The sequence below is a fragment of the Acinetobacter bereziniae genome (assembly GCF_016576965.1).
Lineage (GTDB): Bacteria > Pseudomonadota > Gammaproteobacteria > Pseudomonadales > Moraxellaceae > Acinetobacter > Acinetobacter bereziniae.
The window spans coordinates 1,234,283-1,247,284 of record NZ_CP066119.1; the positions used below are offsets into that span (position 1 = coordinate 1,234,283).

The 13,002-nt window shown below is 38.8% G+C and carries 12 protein-coding genes, 1 tRNA gene and 2 pseudogenes; 9 read left to right on the forward strand and 6 right to left on the reverse strand.

The annotated features are described in order from the left end of the window. Positions 1 to 17: 17 nt before the first annotated feature. On the reverse strand, positions 18 to 1,127 hold the full coding sequence (locus I9192_RS05720) for an MltF family protein (protein ID WP_004828487.1): 1,110 nt from the start codon (positions 1,125 to 1,127) through the stop codon (positions 18 to 20). 564 nt (positions 1,128 to 1,691) lie between these two features. On the opposite strand from I9192_RS05720, the gene greB reads away from it, so the two are divergent. From greB to I9192_RS05750, 6 genes are all read left to right on the forward strand, one after another. Next, positions 1,692 to 2,186 (forward strand): transcription elongation factor GreB, encoded by a 495-nt coding sequence (gene greB, locus I9192_RS05725; RefSeq protein WP_004828488.1) that lies wholly within the window; start codon positions 1,692 to 1,694, stop codon positions 2,184 to 2,186. A gap of 90 nt (positions 2,187 to 2,276) precedes the next feature. Then, positions 2,277 to 2,366: transfer RNA gene (locus tag I9192_RS05730), tRNA-Ser, on the forward strand. Positions 2,367 to 3,009: 643 nt separating this feature from the next. Continuing rightward, positions 3,010 to 5,742: a hypothetical protein gene (locus tag I9192_RS05735; protein ID WP_200150184.1), complete on the forward strand. Its 2,733-nt coding sequence runs from the start codon at positions 3,010 to 3,012 to the stop codon at positions 5,740 to 5,742. 125 nt (positions 5,743 to 5,867) lie between these two features. Next, a complete protein-coding gene (locus I9192_RS05740) occupies positions 5,868 to 6,095 on the forward strand; it encodes a helix-turn-helix transcriptional regulator (protein WP_200150185.1) in 228 nt (75 codons plus the stop codon). Positions 6,096 to 6,642: 547 nt separating this feature from the next. Beyond that, positions 6,643 to 7,557 carry a YagK/YfjJ domain-containing protein gene (locus tag I9192_RS05745; protein ID WP_200150186.1) on the forward strand — a complete coding sequence of 305 codons (915 nt, stop codon included), beginning with the start codon at positions 6,643 to 6,645 and terminating at the stop codon, positions 7,555 to 7,557. 101 nt (positions 7,558 to 7,658) lie between these two features. Continuing rightward, positions 7,659 to 7,937 carry a hypothetical protein gene (locus I9192_RS05750; RefSeq protein ID WP_200150187.1) on the forward strand — a complete coding sequence of 93 codons (279 nt, stop codon included), beginning with the start codon at positions 7,659 to 7,661 and terminating at the stop codon, positions 7,935 to 7,937. A gap of 74 nt (positions 7,938 to 8,011) precedes the next feature. Here I9192_RS05750 and I9192_RS05755 read toward each other — a convergent pair whose 3' ends face one another. From I9192_RS05755 to I9192_RS05765, 3 genes are all read right to left on the reverse strand, one after another. Then, positions 8,012 to 8,758 carry a hypothetical protein gene (locus I9192_RS05755; protein WP_200150188.1) on the reverse strand — a complete coding sequence of 249 codons (747 nt, stop codon included), beginning with the start codon at positions 8,756 to 8,758 and terminating at the stop codon, positions 8,012 to 8,014. 130 nt (positions 8,759 to 8,888) lie between these two features. Continuing rightward, positions 8,889 to 9,521 carry a DUF805 domain-containing protein gene (locus I9192_RS05760; RefSeq protein WP_200150189.1) on the reverse strand — a complete coding sequence of 211 codons (633 nt, stop codon included), beginning with the start codon at positions 9,519 to 9,521 and terminating at the stop codon, positions 8,889 to 8,891. 37 nt (positions 9,522 to 9,558) lie between these two features. Further along, on the reverse strand, positions 9,559 to 9,909 hold the full coding sequence (locus tag I9192_RS05765; RefSeq protein ID WP_200150190.1) for a hypothetical protein: 351 nt from the start codon (positions 9,907 to 9,909) through the stop codon (positions 9,559 to 9,561). A gap of 640 nt (positions 9,910 to 10,549) precedes the next feature. Between I9192_RS05765 and I9192_RS05770 the strand changes: the two genes are divergently transcribed. Further along, positions 10,550 to 11,581, forward strand: a complete 1,032-nt coding sequence (locus tag I9192_RS05770; protein WP_200150191.1) for a DUF932 domain-containing protein — start codon at positions 10,550 to 10,552, stop codon at positions 11,579 to 11,581. A gap of 143 nt (positions 11,582 to 11,724) precedes the next feature. After that, a pseudogene (locus I9192_RS05775) lies at positions 11,725 to 12,147 on the forward strand (lambda-exonuclease family protein); the annotation flags it as partial. On the opposite strand, the pseudogene I9192_RS22265 reads toward I9192_RS05775, so the two are convergent. Continuing rightward, positions 12,144 to 12,305 (reverse strand): annotated as a pseudogene (locus I9192_RS22265) (cell filamentation protein Fic); the annotation flags it as partial. The pseudogenes I9192_RS05775 and I9192_RS22265 overlap by 4 nt on opposite strands. A 116-nt stretch (positions 12,306 to 12,421) precedes the next feature. After that, positions 12,422 to 12,505, reverse strand: coding sequence for a hypothetical protein (locus I9192_RS22525; protein ID WP_228289344.1), 84 nt, complete (start codon positions 12,503 to 12,505; stop codon positions 12,422 to 12,424). A gap of 299 nt (positions 12,506 to 12,804) precedes the next feature. Here I9192_RS22525 and mads1 point away from each other — a divergent pair, with 299 nt between their 5' ends. Beyond that, positions 12,805 to 12,996 carry a methylation-associated defense system helix-turn-helix domain-containing protein MAD1 gene (gene mads1 / locus I9192_RS05780; protein ID WP_200150192.1) on the forward strand — a complete coding sequence of 64 codons (192 nt, stop codon included), beginning with the start codon at positions 12,805 to 12,807 and terminating at the stop codon, positions 12,994 to 12,996. The last annotated feature ends 6 nt before the right edge of the window (positions 12,997 to 13,002 follow it).

Consider the following 13,002-nt stretch of genomic DNA (forward strand, 5'->3'; position numbering starts at 1 on the left):
CCCAGTGACGAACTGTATTAGATTTCAAGCAAACGCGGTGTCGTTTTGATGTGCTCTAAATATGCACGAATACGTGTGACATATTGCACTGCTTGTTTATAGCGACCATTACTGCTTTGGTGGCGTGTTAAATAATTGTAAAGGTTCATCCAATCATTCGGATCTTTACCTTGCGCTTTAATACGCTTTTGGATACTTTCAACAGCACCTGGTCCCATATTATAGGCAACCAATGCATACCAATGACGGTCAGGTGTACGGATGTAAGAATAGCGATTCAGCATCATATCAAAATACTTTGCGCCGCCTTGAATACTTTGTACTGGGTCGTTGCGGTTACTCACACCCATTGCTTTTGCAGTATTGTTGGTCAACATCATTAAACCGCGAACACCTGTGGGAGAAACAGAGTCTGGTTTTAAATATGATTCTTGATAACCAATAGCTGCAAGCAGATGCCAATCTAAACCATATTGTTGCGCAGAACGTTTAAAACTGGCTTTATAAATCGGTAAACGCGCACTTAGATCACGTTGAATGGTATTCCAATCATCTTTCTTAACCACATTGCGATTATAAAATGATGCCAATTGTTGGGTTGCACCATTTTGTTTACTTTGACAAATAAAACCGCTTGCCGTTGCTGTGAGTGGATCATCAGCTTGCTTAAAGACCCAATTGATATCGGTATTTAAGCCATTGCTTTTTAAACTATTGAAATCACCACATGTAGCTGAAAACGAAGTGAGATTTTGTGCTTCGATACTTTGCATCGTTGCAGTGGTAATCGCAAAGTTTGCTTTGCCTTGATTGATCATCTTGAGTGCAGTCGCATTATCTGCCACTGTTTTAAACTCTAGCTTCACGTTTAAGCTTTCAGCATAATTGTGGGCTAAGTCATAGCCGAAGCCATGTTTATACTGTCCATCCTTAAATACTATACTCGGATTGGAAACAGCGACTACAGTCAATTTACTTGAATTAACTACAGCATTGTATTGATTGTTTTTACTGGCATTAATACTGAAAGGAATTAACGCCGTGGATAAAACTAAACATTTAATTGGAAGAGCACGAAATAATGAGTTAAGGCAAAGCCTCGACCCAGAGGTTGAACTACTGTGCATGTTGTCTCCGCTACAAGTAATTTATTGCCCTAAAAAGTAATAAGCACAAAAGTACCTACAGACTTCTTACAGTTGGTAAATTCAATAAGGGTGGGCAGTCATGAACGTCATTCAAAAAATGACATGTGGGATTGAAAGATTTTGCAGAAAAACTACAAAATTAAAAAAGTAAGCTAATAAAACATGTGCGCATAATATCGGCAGTTTTTTTATCTGTCAAATTTTGTTTAAAAAATGATCAGAGGTTAATATTTAAGTTATTGATTTAAATATGTTAATTTTTTTTGAATTTATGCTGAAATTGTTTTGAAATAAAAAATCAAAAAACTGTAAGCAAATATACCGAATGTAAGTTAAGTTAGATCGTCACTGATAAAAATTTAGTTAAGGATTTTATATGAATTTTTTTTGATTTATGGCTTCAAGCAAGGTAAAAATGTAGAGCATATTTGTACTAAAAATCAGTTTCGATATTCAGAATTTTTATGGGTTGGCAGTAGACGAACCTCAATATTTTTTTAAAAATGTATCTCAATGCGGATCTATGGTAAATGGTTTTAAATCATGAAATCTAATTTAATCACCCGTTCGGGACATGATTTATTGGTTGCAGAACTGCAACAACTTTGGCGTGAGGAACGACCAGAAGTAACTAAAAAGGTAACATGGGCTGCCAGTCTAGGTGACCGATCTGAAAATGCGGATTATCAATACAATAAACAACTGCTGAGAAAGATTGATCGTCGTGTGCGCTACTTAGGTAAACGTTTAGAAGAATTACGTATCGTAGATTTTGCACCCGAGCAAGAAGGAAAAGTCTATTTTGGTGCATGGGTTGAGATAGAAAACGATGAAGGGGAATCGAAAACTTTGCGGATTGTGGGTGTTGATGAAATTTATGACCATCACCCCCAACATATTTCTATTGACTCACCGATGGCAAGAGCTTTGCTCTCTAAACAGGTAGATGATGAAGTTGAAGTGATGACACCTTTAGGAAAAAAGCTTTGGTATATCAACTCAATTCGTTATGAAAAGCATGAAATTTCAGCAAATTAACAGGATTTGATTTTATTTTGTACATTTGAGAGTGAAAATATAGAAAAAGATTTGCCAAGTCGTGTTTTTATTTATATGATAGCCGCCATTGGAAGCGTGGCAGAGCGGTTTAATGCACCGGTCTTGAAAACCGACGAGGGTGTGAGTCCTCCGTGAGTTCGAATCTCACCGCTTCCGCCAAATTCTGAATCAAGCCCTTGTTTTTACAAGGGCTTTTTTCTTATCTGCACTATTACCCCTCAATGTACCCCACATCAAAATGTGGATGCATTAATCCTTCTTGATACCTTATTAGACTGATATAGAAATGGGTATGCTATTCAGAGCGTGATCTTAAACTCTTGCACCTATGTCAAACTCTCTTCTTACTGCCACTTTTCTTAACTGGGTTGTGTAACATCTTTAAATCCATGTTTGGATAAAATTTATATCGCAGATCTAAATTCCTCTAGTGCTGAGCGAATTTCAAAAAGTCACTCCGTTGATGCACACTTTCATTTTTCTACTCACCTTGAGCTATTACGTGCACCATCTAAACAAGGCGTTGCTACATATCATGATTTAGAAGGTCATGGTGCTGCAACTAGCCTGTCATTAAAAATCTATTTCCAGGAAACCATAATCTATTACTTGGAATATTATCTTCCATATATTGGATTTGATTTGTCAATTTATTGGAATTTTAATCTTTACTTGTAGTGTTTTTGAGTCTGATCACTTTTAAATACGGTACTTTTAGTATTATAGTAGGTCTTTATGCATGCTCTTGTTAAAGACTGGCATGTTTTATTTTACAGATGAGCTAATTGTATTGAATGAATAGGTGGGTGACGTGCATATTGATAGGCCAACACACGCTGATAATCAACCTGTGAGTTACGATTCAGGCGTGAATTTGATTAGCAACGAAGATCTTTTCCGACTCTTGAAAAAAAGATATGACCACAGACGGGCAAGCTATAAGGATCGTGGCAACGATATTTCTGAAGGCATCTTTTACGAAACAATATGTCTATTGGAAAATCTAGAACGTCAGCTTGGTTTGGTTTATAACAGAGCCTATCCTACACGGGATGAATTTTTGATTGCCCTAGAACATGGTGATCAGCAAAGACTAAATCAGATTATAAAGTTTTATGAAGAGTTACGTGCTGAACGTCACCTAATTGAATATGGGCAGTCGACGTACTTTTTTAGTAAGAATGTGCAAGCCTATATCACTTACCTGAAGCGTTACCCTGATTCCCCTTTTTGGAAAAAGGGAGAAAGGTGGCAAGTTGAAACATTTCATCATGAAACTATTTTTGATTTCTTCGAGACGTATTTGGGGGGTGTACATGTAGGGCAGACTGAGCCAGTCACTTCGACTGTGGAGTCTGGGATAGATGAAATAAGCCAACAACAAGAACTTGCTGAATCGGAAAATATTAAAAACACTGGTCCCGTAGCAGTAGCACCTCTTACCGAAGGGCTAACTCTGGATGTCTATAAGCAATTTGATGAAGGGCTAAGGCAATTTAATGAGTTACTAGTATTACATAAGTCTTTACGTGTGATGTGTCTTGAGATCACTTTGACACCACAAGAAATTACAACTGGGGAAAAGTGGCGTGCTTTGGATAGGAAGCGAATCGAATTACTAGGTTGTTTTGAACAATTGGGAGAAAGGTATGGGTTGCTTGCTGAGTATTCCCGTATGGAGATAGGAACCAATTCAAGCCTTGTTTTGCAGTGGGTACTATTGTTTAAAGGCCTTGATTCTTTGGATATAGGAAGGGTGCGAGCTAGTATCCAACAAGAATTAGAATCACAGATGGCTGGTGATTCTCATTTGAGAGCTCAGTCATTTAAAGTTGGTGTACAAGATTTGGGATGTTTGTTTTATTCATTGGATCCTAAATACAAAGATGTCATTAAAGCAAGTTCTAAATCAGAGAGACAGGTATTTGAATACTGGGTACTTGGCTACTTGTATCGTGTTGATTCTGTCCTTAAACCTGATCTAGATCTGTTAGCTGATAGTCCTTATGTGGATTGGCATCGTGAACATTCTGTTTTACTTAGAGAAAGACCTTCTGTTAATAATCAGAGTAACCGTCATCGGCGACATCAGACCAAAACGGGCATTGAAAGGATTGATGATTTTATTGATTTGGACTTCAGTACTGAAGGTAAGCAGGTTTGGAAAAACAATAACTTACCGAAACATGCCAAAGACGACTTAAAGTTGTTAGCATTACTTTATTCACAATACAAAAAGAAATTGCCTGTAGGGGAGGGAGAGCATGAGAGTTGTGTACAGTTATTAGTGTCTATTGAGCATTTCATGCGGTTGATCCAGCACAACCCAGTTCAGGCATTGATTGAAGAATACTTGCCTCAAAGTCAGATTGAAAAATCTCCATTGAAATGTTTATCACAGCAGGCAAAGCAGTATTTGGTGATTGGTCAACAGTTAACGCAATTTGATCTTAGCTTAAAAGAACAAATCGCAGACCTAGCTTTTGTTGGATGGCGAGTAAGACTTTTTCTTCAACTGTTTATAGAGAACCCATGGGGTTTTCAAATCGATAGGGGTGGAATAGCTGATTTGAAATCTTGCCTAGACCGTTTTAAAGATTTAGAGAATTACCGTATTGGTGGTGTAAAAGAAAGGTCATCCTTTTTTGAAATTGAAAAAGAGGAAGCTGTTAGTGTCAAACGCAATCAAGCTAAAGCAAAGGATTATTTAAATAAAGCAATCACGCAAGATGTGTTCGCTTTTCGATTGGAGTTTTCCTATCAACCGAATAAAGCATTTACCACAGAGGACAACATTACTTCATTTAATGCGTTGCTCACGGACTTTTTAAAAAATCTGAAGCGTACCAGAAAAATAAGTGGTGAGAGTCTAATTGCTTATGTTGGTACACGCATGTTTATAGGTAGTACGTTGACTGCTGATATTACATTGATTTTTAGTGCCGAAGACTTGTCCGATTATGATGAGCAGAAAAATGAAGAATGCATTGAGCAATCTAGAGCAAAAGTAATCGAGTGCTGGCGGAAGTACCTTTCCATAAAAGAGTTGAAGATTGCTAAAAGTAAAAATGCATCAACAGTACAACATTTATATCATGAAGTATTCAAAGATGAGAATCTCAAAGTTAGTCAAAACACTATGATTAGATCATTGTCTGGATCAGCCGATTTGATACACATCAAGCATCACGACAGTAAAACATTACGATCTTTCAAATCTGAACTTGCTGATTTCTATTCGGGACATGGATTATTGTGCAAATGGAAATCAGACATGCTAGAAAATTTTACCCCGAATGACGAAGGCCGTAGTAGCAAAAGCATGGATCAGTTTTTGAAAGGGCATATGGCTTATGCAAAAAGTAAGTCTTCAAAACCTAAACAGGCAACTGCTTCAGTTCAGTCAAAGATGGGAGAAACCAAGAGTATTGATGAAGAACATGTTGATAAGAAAGAACAAGTAGTTTCTTCTGATGACATTAGATTTAAAAATATTCAACAGGCTCTTGATGGGATAAGAGAGCTTGGATGGTAACTTTAGTAGTAAATGAAGAAGACAAATAGTATTGAGCCTGAAAATGGAATCTGGATATTAATTTACAGAACTCCCTGATTGTTCGAGCGAAATCAGCTCAGTCTAATCATTGAGGAAAGTTCAGAATGAATACATTTGTTGGTGAAACCTTTACCATGCATCAGATCATCAATCTAAAGCAAGTTGTGTTCTTTACTGGTATCAGCCGTGCCACAATTTACAAGCTTATAAACGCTAAAATGAAGTGTTATGACCCTACGTTTCCAAAGCCAGTACATTTAACCACAGGTCGAGTTGGTTGGTCCGCTTTAGAAGTGCATCAGTGGATTGAGAGCAAGTTGAATAGCCGTTGAGTGTGTGTATACGGGAGCTTTGGCTCCCTTCATTCTATTTATAAATTTTATTGGTTGGAGATAACTTCCGCTTCCATGTTCCTGATGGGGGGAGCTGGATAACATGATTTGTAGCAACTACTTCGCTGTGCTTATGGGGATATGTTTAAGTTGAAGAGATGAAGTGTTGGCTTAATGCCTATTCTTATATTTGGTTCATGTGTGTTTGCTTAGTAGGTTATTAATATTATTATGTTTATAGTTCATTCACTTAATAATGTTTATAGCATATTCAATTAATGAAGTTCATACCTGTATGAACTATTGAGTTTATAACATGAACAGTTCTATAGCTGTACTAATGGAGTTATAGCATTCCTTCTACATCCATTACCAATCGCTAGTATCTTAAAGAATTGTAATACAAAGCAAATAAGCAATTCGAAGAAACATAATTACCTAAAGATACTAACAGCGTCAAACACACTTAGCTAAGAATGTCTTACCCGTAATACAAAACATATCTCACCTCTCTTATGTAGCGTCATACACCATAGGAGATTTAATCATGGCTAACTACCCAACTTGCAATCATTCAAAGCTATTAATTGACATAGAGGCTTTTGTTGAACAGACCGTTGATCACTTTGGCAACATAGGATGGGAAGGCTTTAAGCAAGAGCTGGAATTCCTTGTAAATGAAATAGATTTTGGATATGACGATAGCCTTTGGTACTCAGCCTATATTCAAGCCATTCTTGAGCTAAAGAAGCAAAACACCATTAATGGAAAAGTTGACTATGAACTGCTCTATGAGATGGAGTTTAATGACATCCAAAATGTTTTCAGCACGTTCATAAGACAGCATGAGATCGAAAGAAAAGATTTCTATCATGCTGAAGAGCGTAATCGTGAACAGTTACTTAAGCACATTGATAATTTAACCCGCCACTATAGCAAGCTCTTATTCGTAAGGGTTGATTTAGCCTATGCGAAAGAAAAGCATGCTGACATCGATATTCTCCTATTTAGAGACGATGTTCAAAAGTTGATTAGATATATTCAGGATGGTGACAGGTGTTTTAGCGATCTAGAGGGCTATGCTTGGGCATTAGAGCAAGGGGAGGAAAAGGGCTATCATTGCCATCTATTGTTGATCTATAACGGTGCGGTGAAAAAACAAGATTACTACTATGGCACTGAGGCAATCGAGCGCTGGAAGCAAATAACGAACCAAGATGGCTATGGCTTTAATTGCAATAGCACGGAGCATAAAGAGCAATTCAAAAAGTTAGGTAAACTGGGTGTAGGGATGATTAATCGAAATGACCAGAGAGAGGTTGAGAATGCGAAGAATGTATCTTCCTACTTGGTGAATCCTGAAAAGGACAATCAGTACTTACGGGTTAAGCCGCTTAGAATGCGTACCTTTGGCATGAGTCGCTATCATCGTAGTGATCGTCGATACAGAGTGCGTGCTTAGTTTAGAAATAATCTTAAATACATACCATCTAGATGAGAAACATCTTCTCTTTATTGGCTTAGCGTAGAGCTAGGCCTTTTCTTATTCCAGAGGTATATCTTATGCAAATCAATTGCCCATATTGCCATTCAGAGCATGTGATCCGTATTGTACAAAATAGTAATTCACAGGCTGGTAACGGTAACCAAAGCTTGGCATCGTCAGCATCATTTGCCACGATGGGTGCAGCATTATCAAAAACATTACCTATATCGCCTCTCATTGGTGGCGTTGCAGGAGCCGTAGTCGGTGGTTTGTTAGGTTCAGTATTTGGTTCTGCTGCAACCCAAACCGTGCAGTCTTGCTTTCAATGTCAGCATTGTGGGCACTCTTTCTACTGAGGCATGGCAAATAAAATAGGGAGGTGTTACCTCCCTAGCTTTCATCATCAAGAGATTAATATGGAGCAGTAAAATTAATTAGGAATAAAGCAAGCGTCGGGTATATAGGCTTCTACCGTACCATTGCTTTGGTCATATCCAATCTCAGTGCTTTCACAATTGTAATAGACATCTGTTCCATTAATTTTGAAGCGTAGGGTAATAGGGTAACTGAAGGTGTTATTCTCTTGCCAAGGCTCTCCACGGAACTTGATTGAGTCATATTGGTAGGTTGAGCCACCAGCAACCTTATTTAATTCCTGTTGGAATGCACGTGGTGCTTGACGGCTAACAATATCTTTCATGGTGTCAGGTTGCTCTTGTTCTACAACCTCTTGCTGTACTGGTGGTGGAGCTTGCACTATAGGCTGTTGAACAGGTTCAGGCTTTTTGTGATTTCCATTGATAATATTTTCAATTTCCATATCAATGCTTTCACCGAGATCAACTTCCTTATAATAGGGGGTATCACGTTCAAACCAGCGCAAATATAAGTTTGGGCGTTGATCTTTGAGAAAGGCTATTTTTTTGTCCATCAGCATCAGTAATTGCTGATAGCCATTTTCTCCAGCTTCCCGAACAACTTTATCTTTATTCTCTTCTAACTGCTCACGTGCCATTTTGGTTGCAACAATTGCTTTCTTGATACGAACATCATTACAAGAAATTGAATTGTCCGCAGTACATAGTTGGGCTTGGTAGTTCAACTTGGTGAAATTGACTTCATTGCATCCAGAAAACAATAAGACTGTAGGTAAAGCAATAATTAAATGTTTTTTCATATTGTAGAACTCAATTTTGTTATCAGCATTGGATATGTCATCCAGTCCAGTCATTCTTGAACAGAGGGGGATGGCAGAATTGAATGTGTTAATGCAAACTTCACCAGACCATCCTTAAATACGGAATGAATTATTTTGGTGATTCACCATAAGTATTTGTTGTAGGTTCACCTTCTTGAGCTGCCCAGAACAGCAGTAAAAGTATTCCTGCAATTGGCACAAGGGCAATTAACATCCACCAACCTGAACGCCCAATGTCATGTAAACGTCTGACACTAACCGCAATATTTGGAATGAATGTGACTATCATGGCAATGGTTGCCGCATCTTCACTTATAAAGCTAAAGGCTAGGCTCATCAGCACACAAAACAGCTCGAAATACCAAAATTCACTTCGTCTGGCACGGCCTTTAAAATCTGCAAACTTCTTAAAGCAGGTCAAAATGGCTTGTTGATAGTCTGTAAGGATACTTTCAACTTTGTTGGTAGTTGCTTTTGTTGAGTTTTCTTGATTGCTATTAATGGTAGTTGGTGACGGTGCAGATGCTTTGGTTTGGGTGGAGGTTGTAGGTGTTGTTATGAAGTCGAGGTAGACACCGATGGCTTGTCCCTCGGTATTCACCTCGAAATCGACTTCATTTCCGCGTGTAGGTGCATGTTGTTCTTTCCACTCGCTACCTACAAAGTTATAACGTTTTTGATCTTCACCTAAGATAATTCCCATATTGGTTTGGATTGTGAAATCTAAAATTTTGCCTTTCATCGTTGTTTCCTTATTCTGCTAAGTATTGAAGAAGTATCTAAAAGTTAAAGGTGAACTCACCTTGATCGGTATCTACCGTTACTTCCCGAACTTGCTCCATGTCACAACTCAAGACAGCTTGTATTGCGTTTCCAAATTTAAGGTTAGGGTTTTTTTGACGCCAGTGAGAAATCGGACAATTGCCGCGATTGATTAAAACTCTGTTGACTTGCACTTGATCTACGGTTGACTGGATTTCAATGATGCTTTGATACATTGAGGCATAGCTGAAGTATTGATGTGCAGGGTTTTCTTTAACTTCGATGTTGACAGTAATTGGTGCAGGTTGATTCAAACCACAGGCTGACAAACTCCAAGTTATGAATATAAGGCCGAACGTTTTTCTCATGGCGTAATGGCTCCTACCTTTAATTTTTCAATAGGCAGATTTACAAAGCTGAAAATTGTGGTGTGGAAAAATGTTTTGTTATTTATTGACTGTTTTGAGCTATGGAAAGGCGTACCAACCAATCTTAGAGATTGGAGGAAAGATAGAAACGTGTTGGGGTAATGACCCAAGATTAAATTGAATTGCCATGACAACTAACTCCTATACGCAATAGAAGTTCTGCCAGATCATTTTAATGGTGGCAGAACGAAAGGGGGTTGACAGACTGGCCGAAAAATCCCAGCACGCGCGGACGCGTCCCCCTCCCGTTCCACCGTAGAGGGGGCACGAAGGGATACACACTAAAAGAATGATCTCTTAATGTTTTTCGGAACGGTCTGTCAAAACCGGCTGGCAATGTAGGCCAGCACGTGAATGATAATCTGTGAATAAGGTCGCGTCAATTTGCAGATGCAGGAAAGTTCAATACTCAGTCAAACTTATTTAAATAAATTTCAGATATATACCATCTAAGTGAATCAATGCATTCACATGCATCTTAGCGACTTCTCACTTTGGCCTGCTGCCCCAGCAGGCCTTTTTTTATGCGCAAAATCTGAAATTGAAGCAAATCAAGATTGATCTATTAAAGGAAAACCTTATGGCACATTTAGTTGAAACAATGGCATTCGTTGGACAAACTCCTTGGCATGGCTTAGGTAATCAATTGATCCAAAACCAACCGATTGAAGTTTGGGCACAACAGGCAGGCATGGATTGGCGGATCGAATCCTCTAATGTCAGTTACATGGCACAGAATGAACGTGGACAAAGCATAATCATGCCTTTTGAAGAACAGCGTGTTTTATACAGATCTGATACCCATGCACCTTTATCAGTGGTTAGCCAGCGCTTTCAGGAAGTCCAACCAATGGAAATCTTACATTTCTACAAAGACTTGACTGAACAATCTGGCTTTGAATTAGAAACCGCTGGTGTGCTCAAAGGCGGCAAGAAATTTTGGGCATTAGCACGAACAGGGCAGAGTGCAGCCCTCAAGGGGAAGGATGTCAGCAATGGCTATATTTTATTGGCAACAGCGTGTGATGGAACGCTTGCTACCACAGCACAGTTTACTTCTATCCGTGTGGTGTGTAACAACACTTTAGCTATTGCCCTGAAAGGACAAAACTCAAGTGTAGGCGTGGTCAAAGTACCTCATAGTACCAAGTTTGATGCTGAAAAAATCAAACAGCAGCTGGGTATTTCTGTGCGGACATGGGATGAGCACATGTATGAAATGAAACAACTCAGCCAGCGTAAAGTCACCCAGCAGGAAGCGGCTACTTATTTTGATGCCGTATTTAACAATACCAGTCTCAGCCCGACACAACAGGATGAAAGCATTATTCAGTTTTATCGCAATGTTGCCAACCCAACAGAACCAAGTAAAACAGAACCGAATGGACGTGCTATGTCTAAGGTGATGACAATGTTTAACGGGCATGGACGTGGAGCGGAATTAAGCTCAGCCAAAGACACAGCTTATGGTCTACTTTGCGCCATAACGGAACATTGTGACCACGAACGTCGAGCGATGAGTCAGGATCATCGATTAGATTCTGCATGGTTTGGTGCAGGGGCAAGCTTAAAGCAACGTGGATTAGAACAAGCTTTAAGGATGATTGCTTAACCACAATCTTTCTATTAACCAGATCAAAAAATACATCACAGAGCCACATCTTCGGATGTGGCTTTTTTATGCGCAAAATTAAGTAAATACAGGAGTAAACAATGAATAGCCACTCGAATATTGCAATTGAATCCAGTGTAGTAATGAAAAGCCAACCTTTTATTGCACCACGTTTCTTTAGTGCCAAACGTTTGGTAAATACTAAAAACATGAGCCAAGCCGATTGGTTGGAGGTACGTCGGCAAGGTATAGGCAGTAGTGATTGTGCCGCAGCTTGTGGACTCAATCCTTACATGTCGATGTTGGAACTTTGGATGATTAAGACAGGGCGTATCCAACAATGTATTGAGGATGAAAGTGAAGGGCATGCACCGCTCTATTGGGGAAAACGCTTAGAGCCTTTGGTGGCTGAATACTACAGTCTACACACCAACTATAAAGTACGTCGAGTCAACGCTGTACTACAACATCCTGAACCCGATAAACATTTTATGTTTGCGAACTTGGATTATTCCGTGGTGGGTGATGGCGAAGTTCAAATATTAGAATGCAAAATCGCAGGGGAATAAATATCTGTAAATAGCTGAAAGTGGATAGCTTGAAGGTATTTAAGGTCATAAGGTGGTTTGGCATACTCAATGCGTGTACTAGTATACTCGGTTAGCTCTAGCTCTGCTTGTTGCAAGATTTCAGCATCTTGAATATTCAGGTTGTTCTTGAGCACATCCGATTTGGGATAACACTAAAGGCTATCGCCCATTTCACCATATTTATTCATAAGACAGGCCCATCACGATTCCGAAGTTTGTGAGAATTTTTATATTTTCTAAAATTTGCGCTTTATTTAATGTTGAGGCGATTGAAGATGGCTGAATCTTCCAACTTTAAACTGGCCTGATAATTCTGTTGGGAAGTCGCCTGAATATATTTTTTTCTATTCGAGTGTCTGTAGCTGGTTGAATTTCCTTTAACAAAGGTGTTGTTAGTCTAGTTTCGCAGATTAGCGATTATAAATAGACCTTGCTTTACTGAGAGCTGCCTTGTTCGTTTTTGTAGAGCACTTATTGTCGCCAGAAATAAGGGTAATTTTATTCTAATTTACTCTTATTAGAGCCATTTTTATACTATACTAACAAGTTTAAACCCTGTTTATTAGGATTTAACCCTATAGATAGTGGTTCTTCAAGGTTTTTTGCCAAAAAATGACCCTAATGGAGTCTAAAATGGAAGACAGATGGTTATCAGTTGATGAGGTTGCAGATTACCTCGGTATTAAGCGAGACACTATATACAAGTGGATCGCAGAAAAAGGTATGCCTGCACACAAGATTGGACGCCTTTGGAAATTTAAAAAGGATGAACTAGATGGTTGGGTGCGCGATGGTAAAGCAGGTGAAAGTAGTGATCAAGAATAAAAAACT